General features: G+C 61.7%; 16 protein-coding genes. 5 read left to right on the forward strand and 11 right to left on the reverse strand.

Going from position 1 to position 13259, the window contains the following annotated elements:
- The first annotated feature begins 22 nt into the window (after positions 1-22).
- The 3 genes from V7651_RS16020 (at position 23) to V7651_RS16030 (ending at position 2812) form a co-directional block, all read left to right on the forward strand.
- Complete coding sequence (locus V7651_RS16020) at positions 23-1354, forward strand: cytochrome P450 (protein ID WP_335613742.1); 1332 nt, start codon at positions 23-25, stop codon at positions 1352-1354.
- A 66-nt stretch (positions 1355-1420) separates the two neighbouring features.
- Positions 1421-2092 (forward strand): nitroreductase, encoded by a 672-nt coding sequence (locus tag V7651_RS16025; protein ID WP_035541352.1) that lies wholly within the window; start codon positions 1421-1423, stop codon positions 2090-2092.
- Between the two features lie 114 nt (positions 2093-2206).
- Positions 2207-2812 carry a DUF1287 domain-containing protein gene (locus tag V7651_RS16030; RefSeq protein WP_035541351.1) on the forward strand — a complete coding sequence of 202 codons (606 nt, stop codon included), beginning with the start codon at positions 2207-2209 and terminating at the stop codon, positions 2810-2812.
- 1 nt (position 2813) lies between these two features.
- Here the strand turns inward: V7651_RS16030 and scpB are convergent, their stop codons facing one another.
- The 5 genes from scpB to V7651_RS16055 all read right to left on the reverse strand — a co-directional run bounded on the left by scpB (position 2814) and on the right by V7651_RS16055 (position 7850).
- Positions 2814-3863 carry an SMC-Scp complex subunit ScpB gene (gene scpB, locus V7651_RS16035; protein ID WP_084146456.1) on the reverse strand — a complete coding sequence of 350 codons (1050 nt, stop codon included), beginning with the start codon at positions 3861-3863 and terminating at the stop codon, positions 2814-2816.
- Positions 3850-4683: a segregation and condensation protein A gene (locus tag V7651_RS16040; protein WP_035541349.1), complete on the reverse strand. Its 834-nt coding sequence runs from the start codon at positions 4681-4683 to the stop codon at positions 3850-3852. Before V7651_RS16040 ends, scpB begins: the two co-directional genes overlap by 14 nt.
- Positions 4680-5717 carry a beta-N-acetylhexosaminidase gene (gene nagZ, locus V7651_RS16045; protein WP_241767088.1) on the reverse strand — a complete coding sequence of 346 codons (1038 nt, stop codon included), beginning with the start codon at positions 5715-5717 and terminating at the stop codon, positions 4680-4682. Before nagZ ends, V7651_RS16040 begins: the two co-directional genes overlap by 4 nt.
- The gene (locus V7651_RS16050; protein WP_035541346.1) at positions 5717-6568 is read right to left on the reverse strand and encodes an SPOR domain-containing protein; all 852 of its coding nucleotides are present in this window, start codon (positions 6566-6568) and stop codon (positions 5717-5719) included. Before V7651_RS16050 ends, nagZ begins: the two co-directional genes overlap by 1 nt.
- 109 nt (positions 6569-6677) lie before the next feature.
- A complete protein-coding gene (locus V7651_RS16055) occupies positions 6678-7850 on the reverse strand; it encodes a deoxyguanosinetriphosphate triphosphohydrolase (RefSeq protein WP_335590973.1) in 1173 nt (390 codons plus the stop codon).
- Between the two features lie 27 nt (positions 7851-7877).
- On the opposite strand from V7651_RS16055, the gene erpA reads away from it, so the two are divergent.
- Entirely contained in the window at positions 7878-8219 is a 342-nt protein-coding gene (gene erpA, locus V7651_RS16060) for an iron-sulfur cluster insertion protein ErpA (RefSeq protein ID WP_335613743.1), read from the forward strand.
- A 69-nt stretch (positions 8220-8288) separates the two neighbouring features.
- Positions 8289-9467: an epoxide hydrolase family protein gene (locus tag V7651_RS16065; protein WP_335613744.1), complete on the forward strand. Its 1179-nt coding sequence runs from the start codon at positions 8289-8291 to the stop codon at positions 9465-9467.
- On the opposite strand, the gene nusB is transcribed toward V7651_RS16065, so the two are convergent.
- From nusB to nrdR, 6 genes are read right to left on the reverse strand one after another with little or no spacing between them, the layout of a single operon-like run.
- Positions 9464-9934 carry a transcription antitermination factor NusB gene (gene nusB, locus V7651_RS16070; RefSeq protein WP_335590976.1) on the reverse strand — a complete coding sequence of 157 codons (471 nt, stop codon included), beginning with the start codon at positions 9932-9934 and terminating at the stop codon, positions 9464-9466. The genes V7651_RS16065 and nusB overlap by 4 nt on opposite strands.
- Positions 9931-10359, reverse strand: coding sequence for a 6,7-dimethyl-8-ribityllumazine synthase (ribH, locus tag V7651_RS16075; protein ID WP_034743166.1), 429 nt, complete (start codon positions 10357-10359; stop codon positions 9931-9933). Before ribH ends, nusB begins: the two co-directional genes overlap by 4 nt.
- Positions 10359-11486, reverse strand: a complete 1128-nt coding sequence (ribB, locus tag V7651_RS16080) for a 3,4-dihydroxy-2-butanone-4-phosphate synthase (protein ID WP_035541340.1) — start codon at positions 11484-11486, stop codon at positions 10359-10361. The genes ribH and ribB overlap by 1 nt, the downstream gene beginning before the upstream one ends.
- Positions 11479-12111: a riboflavin synthase gene (locus V7651_RS16085; RefSeq protein ID WP_335613745.1), complete on the reverse strand. Its 633-nt coding sequence runs from the start codon at positions 12109-12111 to the stop codon at positions 11479-11481. Before V7651_RS16085 ends, ribB begins: the two co-directional genes overlap by 8 nt.
- 14 nt (positions 12112-12125) lie before the next feature.
- Positions 12126-12788 (reverse strand): RibD family protein, encoded by a 663-nt coding sequence (locus tag V7651_RS16090; RefSeq protein WP_035541338.1) that lies wholly within the window; start codon positions 12786-12788, stop codon positions 12126-12128.
- Complete coding sequence (nrdR, locus tag V7651_RS16095) at positions 12785-13258, reverse strand: transcriptional regulator NrdR (RefSeq protein ID WP_035541337.1); 474 nt, start codon at positions 13256-13258, stop codon at positions 12785-12787. Before nrdR ends, V7651_RS16090 begins: the two co-directional genes overlap by 4 nt.
- Position 13259: the final 1 nt, after the last annotated feature.

A 13259-nucleotide genomic window follows, 5' to 3' on the forward strand; every position in this document is an offset into this window, starting at 1 on the left:
AGGATGCTCCGGAGGAAAAGAAATGGCTGCAGATACTGCACAGAGCATTGATCACCCCGCACTGAAGCGTCCCAAGGTTTCGGACCGCGAACCCTTGCATCCCGGCTATCTCCGCGTTGGCGAAGAGGTGCCGCCTGCGTCCAGCGTCGACATCAAAACCGTCGACATTGTTGATCCGGAAATCTGGCGTCAGGGCAAATATTGGGAGCTGCTTGAGCGCCTTCGCAACGAAGACCCCATCCATTTCACCCCGGACAGCTTCGTTGGGCCCTACTGGTCCATCACACGCTATGAAGACATCATGGCCATCGACACGGACCACAAGCGCTTCTCGTCGAGCTGGGAGCACGGTGGCATCACACTCGGTGAGCCGCTTGAAGATTTCGAGATGCCGATGTTCATCGCGATGGATGAGCCGCGCCACTCCGAACAGCGCAAGACAGTCCAGCCGGCCGTCGCGCCGAACATGCTCAAGGAATACGAATCCCTGATTCGTTCGCGGACACAGGGCCTGCTGGACAGCCTGCCCGTCGGAGAACCTTTTGACTGGGTCGATACCGTCTCGGTCGAACTGACCACGATGATGCTGGCGACCCTGTTTGACTATCCTTACGAGCGTCGCCGCGACCTGACTCGCTGGTCTGACGTCGCGACGAACATGAACAATCCTGACATTTGCCCCGGTGGGGAAGAACAGTGGAAGCAGGAGATGATGACCTGCCTCACCACGTTTATGGGCCTGTTCCAGGAACGCGGCGCGATGGACGAAAAGAACGATCTCATCAGCTTGCTGGCGCATGGTGAGAAGACCCGCAACATGACGCCAATGGAGCTGCTGGGTAACGTCATCCTGCTCATCGTCGGCGGCAATGACACGACCCGCAACTCGATGACGGGTTCGGTCTACGCCCTGAACAAGTTCCCGTCCGAATATGAGAAACTGAAAGCTGATCATTCGCTGATCCCGAACATGGTGTCGGAAACGATCCGCTGGCAGACGCCGCTGGCCTTCATGCGCCGCACAGCGCTGGAAGACGTCGAGATGGGCGGCAAGACGATCCACAAGGGCGACCAGGTCGCCATGTGGTATGTCTCCGGCAACCGCGATGAGCGCTTCTGGGATCGACCCAACGACTACATTATCGACCGCGAGAATGCCCGTCGCCACATCTCGTTCGGCTTCGGCATCCACCGCTGCGTCGGCAACCGCCTTGCGGAGCTGCAGCTGCAGATCCTGTGGCAGGAGATCATGGAGCGCTTCAGCCATATTGAAGTGCTGGATGAGCCATCGCTTACCTCCGGCGCGTTCGTGAAGGGCTACACCTGGATGCCGGTTATCTGCCATCCGAAATAAGCGTGTTGGCTGACGCCGCGCAAAGCCTGATAAACCTCCCATCAGATCCTGATGGGAGGTTTTTTCATGGATGTTTCTACCGCTGTCGCCCAGCGCATTTCAACGCGGGCCTTCAAACCTGACGCGCTTTCCGAAGCCGATGTTCGTGACTGGCTGACCGCAGCGCAGCGGGCGCCTTCGGGGGGGAATGTGCAGCCTTGGCGGGTGATTGTGGTTTCGGGGGAGGCGAAGGATGCGGTGATCGCCAAGGCCGCTGATGTGCTGAAGGACAGCCCTGCTGGCCAGCCGACGGACCGGGCGATCTATCCAAAGGACCTGTGGGAGCCGCATGAGGCGCGCCGCCGGCGTGTGGGAGAGATGATGTACGAGGCGCTGGAAATCCCGCGCAGCGACCGGCCGGCAAAGCTTGCCTGGTTTGCCAACAATTACCGCTTCTTCGGCGCGCCTGCTGCAGTGTTCATTGTGATTGATGAGCGTATGGGCCACGGCCAGTGGGGCCATACCGGCATGTACATGCAAACTTTGGCCCTGCTCGCAGAGGAGCGCGGATGGGGGACATGCATGCAGGAATGCTGGGGCATTTTGCGGCCGATGCTGAAGGAGCATTTCGGGCTGGGCGAGACGGAAATGGTCTGGTGCGCGATGGCTGTTGGCGTTCCGGATCCAGATCACAAGGTCAATGCGCTGCGTGCGGAGCGGGCTGATCTGGACGAGATTGCGGAGCTGAAGGGCTTTTAAGAGTCCGTTCCCGGGCCTTCCGGTGGACTTCCGAGTCCATTCCCGGACCCTTCCGTGACCATTCCCGGCCCATTTGCAACCTAATCCTGCCGCAAGGCGGTGCTTTCTAGGGCCATGATCACGCGTCGTGCCGCCTTGTCCGGCCTTGTGGCCCTCCCCCTCCTCCCGAGCGTCACGGGTGAGCGACTGGTGCCCTGGGAGACGCGGCTTATCCTCGCCGCGCGCCAGCAGATCGGAATCACGGTGAGCTATGACCCGGCCTATGTCAGCCTCGACTATCCGAATGGCGATGTGCCGCGTGAGCGGGGTGTGTGTACGGATGTCGTGATCAGGGCGTATCGGGACGCGTTCGACCTCGACCTGCAATCAGCCGTTCATGAGGACATGAAAGCAGCGTTCAGCGCCTATCCAAAGACTTGGGGCCTGACGCGGACGGACAGGAATATCGACCATCGCCGGGTGCCGAACCTCGAGACCTATTTCCGTCGGCATGGAGAAGCCTTGCCCACTCCCGCCTCACTGACGGATTGGCAGCCGGGCGACCTCTATACAATGCGCCTCAATGGCAGCCTGCCGCATATCGGAATCGTGTCCGACCGGGTGACGGCCATGGGACATCATTACGTGCTTCATAATATCGGCGCAGGGACTGCGGAGGATGACATCCTCGGACTGTTCGATGAGGAAAGACGGTTCAGATTAGAGCCGCCGGTCGTGTGACCTATTCCTCATCATCCCAGTCGCTCATCGGGCGTTGCGGCTCACGCGGATTGGAAGCGAGCTGGATGACGGCGGCCTTGACCGCTGCGCGGTCGAAATCCTCGTCTTCCTCAGGCGTCGTGGGGCGCGGCTTCAGATAAGTAAAAACGCTGACCGAACTGTCTTCAGACTCGTCGTCTTCTGCCTCGCCAGCAATTGCGCCTTCAGTCAGTTCCAATTCGGCATCATCCGGTTCGGCCTCATCAGACGCGCTCGCTTCAGTGTCATCTGCAGGCGCGTCCGCGTCCTCAATGTCCATGTAGTCGGTGACGAAGGCGTCGACGGTTTCGGCGTCGTGGCGATCGTCGATCAGGACGTCTTCCTCGTTGAGCGCCTCCTCGTCCGGCATCTGGAAGCCGGATGGGATGACATCGGAGAGCAGGCCTTCAGCTTCGAGGTCTGCCTTGCCGGGCAAGGTGTCGAGGCTTTCGAGACCGAAATGTTCAAGGAAGGCATCGGTAGTGCCATAGGTCATGGGCTGGCCGGGTGTCTTGCGGCGACCTTTGATCTTCACCCAACCGGCTTCCATGAGGGAGTCGATGGTTGTCTTGGCGACGGCGACGCCGCGGACGGCCTCGATCTCGGCGCGGGTGACGGGCTGACCATAGGCGATGATCGCGAGTGTTTCGAGCGCAGCCTGACCCAGCTTCTTCTGGACCTGACGTTCCTCGACAAAGAGATAGGCCAAGTCCTGCGCCGTCTGGAAACGCCATTTGCCAGCGACTTCGACGAGGTTCACGCCGCGATTGGCATACATTGCGCGCAGCGACATAAGCACTTCAGCGGACTCGACACCGTGCGGCAGGATTTCGGCGATCTGGTCAGCCGACAGGGGCTCACCCGCGGCGAACAGGATGGCCTCTGCGCGGCGGATTCCTTCCGACAAGGCCTCTTGCATTCCGCCTTCCAGCGCCGCTTCGGAGCGCTTGTAGGCGAAGGACAGCTGGGCCATGGGATCCCGCGTCTCTTCCTGTGAATCATCCATCATTTCAAACTTCTCAAGCGGTTGCATCCCTGCCCTCCCCGGGGTTGGTTGCTGCATTACGCAGGTATAGTGGCGCAAAGTGGGCGTCCTGGCGCACATCGACTTCGCCGTCACGGGCGAGTTCAAGAGCCGCCGAAAAGACGCTGGCGGTGACGGACCTTGGCGGCAGGTCCGGATCGACATCCGTCATCGTTGTCCGGATCTCGTCGAGTGTTGACCACTGGGTGAGCTGGCTACGTAGTGCGCGCAGTGTGGTGCGCGCCAGTTCCAGCGGCAAGACGAATTGCTGCTCAATCTTGTGAGGCGCTTCCTTTTCCTTACGCTCACGAATGGCGCCAAAGGCCTGGGTCAGCTCAAAGAGCGAGGCCTTGAACTCGGTATGCTTGACGACGACAGGCTGTTCAGGCCGTCCGCGCAGGAAGATGACATTGTTGAGGATCGGGCCGGCCTCAAGCTCTTCAACGGCGGTGCGCATGGCATCGAGACGCTTCAGGCGGAAAGCCAGCCGCTCAGCCATTTCCTCGCCGCTTGGCTCGTCCTCATCCAGCTTTTCGGGCTTGGGCAGGAGGAGACGTGACTTCATGTACGCGAGCCATGAGGCCATCAGCAGATAGTCTGCCGCAAGATCCATGCGTTTGGACTTCGCGTCCTCGATGAAGCCGAGATACTGGACGGCGAGGTCGAGGATGGACAGGTGGAGCAGGTCTACCTTTTGGCGGCGGGCCAGCTCTAGCAGGAGGTGGAGCGGGCCTTCATAGCCATCGACATCGACGCGGAAGATATCCCCCGCTTCGGCGTCCTGCGCGTCTGCCGACAGCGCATCAATGGAGATGGCGTCCACGCTCATGCCATCGCCCTGAAATCGGGAAAGAGTTGGTGGAAACGGGCCCAGCCGGCCTCAGCGTCAAAGGGTTGCTCATTCGTCGCCATGGCCTCGGCACGGTCAGCGCGCTGGAGCGCCTTGCCGGCGAGAAGTGGCGAGGCTTCGGCCACTTCGGTCATCTCGGCGAGGATCGCTTCGTCGTCTTTCAGGAAGCCGGAACAGTGCAGCAGCATGTCACAGCCGGCGGCAATTGCCCCGTCCGCACGCGTCGTCAGGCTGCCGCCCAGCGCCCTCATCCCCAGATCATCACTCATCAGCAGGCCATCAAACCCGATTCGCTCGCGAATGATGCCTTGAATAAGCTTTTGCGACAGGGTGGCGGCCACACCGGGATCGATCGCGTCATAGGCAATATGGGCCGTCATCGCCATCGGCGCGTCGGCGAGCCGTGCGAAGGCGTCGAAATCCTTGGCCAATTCCTGCTCACTGGCCATAACGCGGGGCAGTTCCAGATGGCTGTCCGACATGGAGCGACCATGCCCCGGAATGTGCTTTACGACGCCCGCAACACCGCCATCGGCAAGGCCCTTGAGCGCTGCGCGGGCAAGGTCTGCGACCTGCTCCGGCTCGGTGCCAAAGGCCCGGTCGCCGATCACGTCATGCGCGCCTGGCACTGGCAGGTCGACGACGGGTGCGCAGTCGGCATGGATGGACATGGAGGCCAATTCGGCGGCGATGAGGCGGTGCCCCAGCCATGCGGCCTCGCGGCCGCGCTCGGGGTCTGCCTTGTAGAGGAGCGCATAGTCTTCACCGCGCGGGAAAAGCGGCCATTCCGGCGCCTTGAGGCGGGCGACGCGGCCGCCTTCCTGATCGATGAAGATGAGTGTCTCGCGGCCAGTGGCATTCCAGATATCGCTGACCAGCGCGCGGATCTGCGTTTTCGATACGCAGGAGCGGCCCATCAGGATGACGCCCCACGGATTTTGTGTGGCGAAGAGGGTCTTTTCCCCCGAAGTCAGCTGCGCGCCGGAGATGCTGAGGATGCAAGCCTTATTCACTATCCAGTCACCACAATGCAGTTTTCGCCAGAAGCCTTGAGCGCATCGCAGAAGGCCGAAGCTTCCGATCTTTCGGCAAAGGTGCCTACGCGCAAGCGGTAAAACACACCCTTGGCGCCAAGATCAGCCCGCTGGATGTGCTTCGAAGCGCCCTGATAGATGTCGGGCCTGCTGCTGGATGCCTTACGCCATGCAGTTTCAGCCGCCTCTTCGGAGCGGAAAGCGGCGACCTGAACCATGAAAGCGCCATTGGCGGCGAATTCGAACTCGGACATGGCCTGTTGCCGGGGCATGGGCTGGGCCGCCATCGGCATCGGAACCGGGTTTACGGCAGCGACTTCAAGGTCTTCATCCGATTCGGCCGGGCGGGAATCAAGGTCGGCCAGCGCCTTCACCTGGTCTGCAACGGCGTTCGGCATGCCGTTTTCGGGGTCTGTCTCGTCGGCGCCGGCTGATTCGATTCCCGGCCGGAGCTCTATGGGCGGGCCACCTTGCAGGAACTCTGTGCTGCGCTCTTCATCCGCCAGTTCGGCATCCTGCGCGGCGGGGCGGTCGGAGGCGTCCATCTGGTCGTAGAAGCGCTTGTCGGTGTCGGGCACGGCGATGCCGCCGCGATCCTCAGGGGTGCGCTTGTAGGGCTGGGAATCGGCGATAACACTGGGGATCCCGGCGCCATTGGCGCGGACGCCCTGGCGATACGTGTTCCAGACGACGGCACCGAAAACGAGCAGGACGCCGATGGCCAGCGCCAGTATGAGCGGCCCACGGGCGGTCTCATCATCGCGGATTTCGAATCCCCGGTAGTCATCCTCGAAAGGCGAATAATCGCCCCCGTTGCGTGATCTGCCCATGGAATACTTCCTTCAGAACAAGTTGCTGAGGTTAATATTAGGGGCTGTTTCGTTAATGACGCTTGAACATTGCCGGGATTTGCCCGGGCGGACTGTATTCAATCGCCCATCAGCGCATGCCGCTGGGATCAAACAGGCGGCGGTGCTCTTCCATGGCGAACGTGTCGGTCATGCCGGCGATATAGTCGCAAACGATGCGGGCGCGGCGGCCTTCGGTGACCTGCGCTGCGTCGTGGCGCCAGGGCGGCGGCAGGGTTTCGGGCTCGGCGAGGAAGATGTCGAACAGGTCGGCGAGCAGGCGCTTGGCCTGGCTGCGCATGCGGTTGACCTTGTAGTGCTTGTACATGCGTTCGTAGAGGAACGCCCGGAGGGGACGCTGGCGCTCGGCCAGCGCATCCGAGAAGGCGACGAGCGGCACATCCATGGCGCGCACTTCAGCGGCGCTCTGGGGCTGATGCAGGGCGATGCGGCGGCGGGTTTCGTCGGTGACGTCGTTGATCCAGATGCCGATGAGGCGCCGGACGGCTTCGTAGGTGACCATACGGTCGCTGAGATGGGGGTATTCCACGCGGACACCGCGGAAGGCGTCGCCGACAACGGGGATGTCTTTCAGGTCGTCAATGGTGAAGAGGCCTGAGGCGATGCCGTCGTCGATGTCATGATTGTTGTAGGCGATGTCGTCGGACAGGGCGGCGACCTGCGCTTCCGGGCCGGCGAACTGGTCGGGCTCGAGGTCGGCTAGCTGGTGGAAGTTGCGGAAGGCGGCGGGAAGGCTGCTGATCGGCGTATCGGGGCCTGTGACGGGGCCGTTGTGCTTCACGAGGCCTTCCAGCATTTCCCAGCTGAGGTTCAGGCCGTCGAAATTGGGGTAGCGCACTTCAAGTTTGGTGACGATTCGCAGGGTCTGGGCGTTGTGGTCGAAACCCTCATACTCCTTCATGCATTCGTCGAGCTGGTCTTCGCCGGCATGGCCGAAGGGCGGATGGCCGAGATCATGGGCGAGCGCCAGGGCTTCGGCGAGGTCTTCATCGAGACCAAGGGTGCGGGCAATGCTGCGGGCGATCTGGGCGACTTCGAGGGAATGCGTAAGGCGGGTGCGGTAATGATCGCCCTCATGGGCCACGAAAACCTGCGTTTTCTGCTTCAGGCGGCGGAAAGCGGTGGAGTGGACGATCCGGTCGCGGTCACGCTGGAACGGCGTGCGGGTCGCAGACGGGGCCTCCTCATGATAGCGCCCGCGGCTGTCTTCGTGACGCGTCGCAAACACTGCTCTCTTTTCCATTGGCCAATTCGTCCCTATCTTGTGTGCATGAGCACCGTAACAGCCCCTGATGTGACCCTGTCCGCCTCCGCTGCCAAGCGGATTAATGCGATTCTGGCCAAACAGGACGGCGCAGCCTTCCTGCGCGTGTCCGTTGAAGGCGGCGGATGTTCGGGCTTTTCCTACAAGTTCGACTTTGCCGATGCGGCCAATGCCGACGACCTGGTGGTCGAGCGCGATGGCGCGCATGTACTGATCGACGAAATGAGCCTCGAATTCCTCCACGGCGCCGAGATCGACTTTTCGACCGAGCTGATTGGCGCGGCGTTCAAGATCAAGAATCCGAACGCCACGGCGGCCTGTGGTTGCGGGACGAGTTTCTCGGTCTGACCTGACCCTGCGTCCGGCTCGCGCGGACATGTCATTGCGCGTATGCTTTCCTCTCAGGAGGACGACAGCATGCCCAGACCAAAGCCATTCCGGATTGATGTGCCCGACAAGAAGATCGAGGCAATCATGGAGCGGGTCAAGAATTACCCCTGGTTCCCCGCCCCTGCGAACGAGCAGGGCTTTGCCTATGGCATGTCGACCCCCGTGATGAAGGACCTGCAGCGCTATTGGCTGGCCGGTTATGACTGGCGCGAGGCCGAGGCCGACCTTAATCGCTATCAAAGCTACAAGGCCGATGTCGACGGACTGGAGATACACTTCGTGCATGTGATCGGCGAAGCGGGCGGCAGCCGGCCGCTGCTGCTGACGCATGGCTGGCCGGGCTCGTTCTTCGAGTTCTGGGAAGCGATCGGTCCCCTCGCCTATCCATCCAAGCATGGCGGCAAGGCCGAAGACGCGTTCGACATCATTATTCCGTCCCTGCCCGGCTACGGATTTTCCGAGAAGCCGAAATCACCGCTGGGCCAGCGCGCGACCGCGAAGCTGTGGAACACGCTGATGCAGGACGTGCTCGGCTACGAGACCTATCTGGCGCAGGGCGGCGACTGGGGTGGCCTCGTCACGTCATGGCTCGGCTATAATCATGGCACGCATGACAAGAAGGGCGGCTGCAAGGCCATCCACCTGAACATGATGGGTTTCCGGCCAAACCCGGCCACGCCGCAATCGCAGGAAGAGACCGACTGGCTGAACGCGTCGCAGGCCGCCATGCAGCGCGAGGGAGCCTATTTGATGGAACAGGCGACCAAGCCGCAGACGCTGGCCATGGCGCTGATGGATTCGCCCATGGGGACGGCCGCGTGGATTTTGGAGAAGTTTCACGGCTGGTCAGACCTGAAGGATGGCGACCTGTTCAGTGTCTACTCCAAGGACCAGTTGCTGACGAACGTGATGATCTACCTCGTGAACGACGCCATTGCGACGAGCGTCTGGTACTACAACGCCCTCTTCCAGGAAGGCGGCGTTGGCCTGCCCGATAGCAAGCGCTGTGAAACGCCGACTGGTTTTGCAAACTTCCCCGGCGAGACAATCTACGCGGCGCCGCCGCGCAGCTGGGCAGAGCGGGCCTACAATATCACGCACTGGAACGAGTTGAGCCATGGCGGGCATTTTGCGGCCATGGAAGCGCCAGAGCTGTTCGTTGAGGAAGTGCGGACCTGGGCGCGGAGTGCGGACCAGGCGGCTTAAGCCGCCCGGAGATCCTGCCCGACATTCTGAAGCACGGCGTTGACGAACTTCGCTTCGGTCTCGTCGAAGAAGTCATAGGCCAGCGAGACATATTCATCGAGGATGACCGCGCTGGACAATTCCTGATGCGCGATGAACTCAGCGGCGCCTGCGCGCAGGATGGCGCGCGTCGTCGAGTCGAGACGTGTCAGTTTCCAGCCGTCCGCAAGGCGGGCGAGAATGGCCGTATCGATGGCGACCTGATGGGCGACCACCGCGTTCAGGATGGACTTGAACAGGTCGGGGTCTGCTTCCTCGATGGGGCGCTCGTCCGGGCCGATGCCGAGACGGTCTTCCATGAAGGCGCGGATGGTCGCTTTGGCGGATTTCTCCGTCTGCTCCATTTCATAGAGCGCCTGAACAGCCGCCAGCCGGGCGCCAGCACGGCGCGCTCGGATGACTTCAAAAGGGACTTTTTGATCGCTCAACGAATGAGTTCCTTGCGGAACTTGATCATCGAGAGGCACGCCTCAGCGGCGTCCTTGCCCTTGTTCTTCTGCTTGCGGTCAGCGCGGACCCAGGCCTGATCGCCATTTTCGACGGTCAGAATGCCGTAGCCGATGGCCTGACGGCGCTGGACGATGAGGTCCATGAGACCTCGGGCGCTTTCGCCGCAAACGTAATCATAGTGCGAGGTCTCGCCGCGAATGACGCAGCCGAGCGCAACGGCGCCATCGAAGCGGCCGCTGTCGGCTGCCATGGCGATAAGGCCCGGCAGTTCGAAAGCACCGGGCACTTCCATGACGGTGACTTTTGCACCGGCAGCTTCAAGCACTTCCATCGCGCCAAGCTCCAGCTCGTCGCTGATGTGTTTGTAATAGCGTGAAATGGCAATAAGGACGCGGTCTGCCATTATTTTGTCTCCTCGTTCAAGCGGCGCCAGCCCTCTATGGTCAAGCCGTATCCGTCAAGCCCTGCAACGCGGGTTGGCTGCGTATCGGACAGGAAAGTCATGCGACGAACGCCCAATTCCCGTAGAATTTGGGCCCCGACGCCATATTCCCGCAAGGGTGCGGAAGGATCGCGCGGCGTGCTGCTCTTAAGGCCAAGACGCTCTGCAATCACGTTGGGATGCATGGAATTGACGAAAACGACGACGCCCGGCTCTTCAGCCTCGGCAATGATGCGCATGGCTTTTCCGACAAGGCCCTGACGCGGACCGGTTTCGCCGAGAATGTCAGCCAGCACGTCGGTGCGGTGAACGCGGACGATCGTATTGGAGTCCGGCTTGATGTCGCCATGGACAATGGCGATGTGTTCCGAATTGTCGAGCGTGTTGCGGAAGCAGACCGTCTTGAAGCCGTCTCCATAGGTGGAGTTCAGCACGGCTTCGACGCGGCGCTCAAGGAAACGATCATTCTGGCGGCGCCAGGCGATGAGATCGGCAATCGTACCGATCTTGAGATTGTGGAGCTGGGCGAAGGCAACCAGGTCTGGCAGGCGCGCCATCGAGCCGTCTTCGTTCATGATCTCGCAGATCACGCCAGCAGGATAGAGACCGGCCATGCGCGAAATGTCGACTGCGGCCTCTGTATGCCCTGCGCGGACCAGTGTGCCGCCGTCCTTGGCGACCAGCGGGAAAACGTGGCCGGGCGAGACAATATCGTCGTCATCTGTCGTCGGATCGATAGCAACGGCGATCGTGCGGGCACGGTCATGTGCGGAAATGCCGGTGGTTACGCCTTCCCTGGCCTCGATGGACACCGTGAAGGCGGTCTGCATGCTTTCCCGGTTGTTGCGGGTCATCATGTCGAGGCGCAGCGTGTGGGCGCGCTCCTGCGTCATGGCGAGGCAGATCAGGCCGCGGCCATGGCGGGCCATGAAGTTGACCTGTTCGGGTGTCGCAAAGGTTGCGGGGATGATCAGATCACCCTCGTTCTCGCGATCCTCGGCATCGACCAGGATATACATGCGCCCGTTGCGAGCGTCCTCAATGATCTCGTCAATCGAGGAAATGGCGTCGTGGAAACTTTCAGACATGAGTAGAGGGTCCTTCCGGCGCATCGGCGCCAATCATGCGCGCCACGTAGCGCGCGAGCATGTCGATCTCAAGGTTCACATGTGCGCCGGGCGTGAGGTCCGACAGGGTCGTCACCTCCCATGTGTGCGGAATGATCGCGATCTGGAAGTCGCCATTCGGCAAGGCCGCAGCGACGGTGAGGGAAACGCCATTGATGGAGGCCGAACCCTTGGTGGCAAAATAGCGGGCAATTTCGGCAGGCGGACGGATCGTCAGGCGCCAGCTCTGGCCTTCGGGTTCGATGGAGACGACCTCGCCGACGCCGTCGACATGGCCGAACACGAAATGGCCGCCCAGCTCGTCGCCGAGCTTGAGGCTCTGCTCGAGATTGACGCGGGAGCCGGCTTTCCACTCGCCGAGAACGGTCTTGGAGAGGGTTTCAGGCACGGCCTCGACGGCGAACCAGGCGCCGCGCTCGGCCTGTCCCATGTCCACAACCGTGAGGCAAACGCCGGAATGCATGACGGATGCGCCCATGGCGATGTCTTCGAGCGGGTAGCCGCTTTCGACCTCAAACCGGATGAGACCGTTGCGCGGCTCGGCCTTGCGGACCGTTCCGACGTCAGTGACGAGACCTGTAAACATGGCGGCTTGGATCCTTAGGGGGACTTATGCTGAATTCGAACATAAGTATCGAGAACGTCATCTCCAATCCGTTCCGTCGCGACAGGACGCCATCGTGACGCAGAGGCGAGGTCATCGAGGCCGAGACTTCCCAATGCTGGCAGGCCATCCCCGCCGATCAGGATGGGCGCACGAAACCATGCAATTTCGTCGACGAGACCCGCGCGTATGAAGGAAGCGGCGAGTGTGCCGCCGCCTTCGAGCAGGATGGATGTGATGCCCTCCCCCTCAGCGCGGCGCACGAGCGATGTGACGTCAACGCGGGTGCCGTTGCCGCAGCGCCAGATGTCCACGCCGCTGGCGGCGAGGATGTCCTGCGGCTGGCCCGCTGTTGCAACTACGACAGGACCACTGGAAATGGACTGGACGAGGCGGGAGTGTTTCGGCGTCCGGCCGCTGGAGTCGGCGACAATGCGGACGGGCTGTTTCTTCGGCATGGGCACGGTGCGAGCTGTCAGCATCGGGTCGTCAGCGAGGACTGTGCCGATGCCGACGAGGACGGCGTCATGTTCGGCGCGCAGCTGGTGGGCCCTGGCGCGGGAGTCGCTGGACGTGATCCACTGGCTGGTGCCGTCGGCAAGCGCGATGCGGGCGTCAAGGGACGTCGCGATCTTGAGGGTGACCCTCACGCCGCTCATGACTCGTCGATATCTTCTTCTTCGAGCGCCGTTTTCTCGATGAACTGGGCGAAATCGCTTGGATCCTTGAAGTCGCGATACACGCTGGCGTAGCGGACATAGCCCACGGGGTCGACGCGCTTCAGGGATTCCATGACCAGCTCGCCGAGCTGCGAGGATGGCACTTCGGATTCACCGCCGCTTTCGAGCTTGCGGACAATGCCGGAGACCATCTGGTCGATCCGGTCCCTGTCGACGGGGCGTTTGCGTACGGCGACCGATATGGACCGCGATAGCTTGTCCCGTTCGAACAGGGAGCGCTTGCCGTCGCGCTTGACGACGACGATCTCGCGCAGCTGGACGCGCTCGAATGTCGTGAAACGGGCGCCGCAGCTTTCGCAAACGCGGCGACGGCGCACGGCGGTGTCGTCTTCAGCCGAGCGGCTGTCCTTTACGGCTGTATTCTCGGAACCACAGAAAGGACAGCGCAAG

The organism is Hyphomonas oceanitis, assembly GCF_036964545.1.
GTDB lineage: Bacteria > Pseudomonadota > Alphaproteobacteria > Caulobacterales > Hyphomonadaceae > Hyphomonas > Hyphomonas oceanitis.

What these genes read in the sequence shown, in the direction of transcription:
- V7651_RS16020 (WP_335613742.1), top strand. Translation starts at nt 23, where the DNA reads ATGGCTGCAGATACTGCACAGAGCATTGATCACCCCGCACTGAAGCGT.
- V7651_RS16085 (WP_335613745.1), bottom strand. Translation starts at nt 12,111, where the DNA reads ATGTTTACAGGTCTCGTCACTGACGTCGGAACGGTCCGCAAGGCCGAG.
- V7651_RS16030 (WP_035541351.1), top strand. Translation starts at nt 2,207, where the DNA reads ATGATCACGCGTCGTGCCGCCTTGTCCGGCCTTGTGGCCCTCCCCCTC.
- erpA (WP_335613743.1), top strand. Translation starts at nt 7,878, where the DNA reads ATGAGCACCGTAACAGCCCCTGATGTGACCCTGTCCGCCTCCGCTGCC.
- ribB (WP_035541340.1), bottom strand. Translation starts at nt 11,486, where the DNA reads ATGTCTGAAAGTTTCCACGACGCCATTTCCTCGATTGACGAGATCATT.
- V7651_RS16025 (WP_035541352.1), top strand. Translation starts at nt 1,421, where the DNA reads ATGGATGTTTCTACCGCTGTCGCCCAGCGCATTTCAACGCGGGCCTTC.
- V7651_RS16040 (WP_035541349.1), bottom strand. Translation starts at nt 4,683, where the DNA reads ATGAGCGTGGACGCCATCTCCATTGATGCGCTGTCGGCAGACGCGCAG.
- V7651_RS16090 (WP_035541338.1), bottom strand. Translation starts at nt 12,788, where the DNA reads ATGAGCGGCGTGAGGGTCACCCTCAAGATCGCGACGTCCCTTGACGCC.
- V7651_RS16055 (WP_335590973.1), bottom strand. Translation starts at nt 7,850, where the DNA reads ATGGAAAAGAGAGCAGTGTTTGCGACGCGTCACGAAGACAGCCGCGGG.
- ribH (WP_034743166.1), bottom strand. Translation starts at nt 10,359, where the DNA reads ATGGCAGACCGCGTCCTTATTGCCATTTCACGCTATTACAAACACATC.
- V7651_RS16065 (WP_335613744.1), top strand. Translation starts at nt 8,289, where the DNA reads ATGCCCAGACCAAAGCCATTCCGGATTGATGTGCCCGACAAGAAGATC.
- V7651_RS16050 (WP_035541346.1), bottom strand. Translation starts at nt 6,568, where the DNA reads ATGGGCAGATCACGCAACGGGGGCGATTATTCGCCTTTCGAGGATGAC.
- scpB (WP_084146456.1), bottom strand. Translation starts at nt 3,863, where the DNA reads ATGCAACCGCTTGAGAAGTTTGAAATGATGGATGATTCACAGGAAGAG.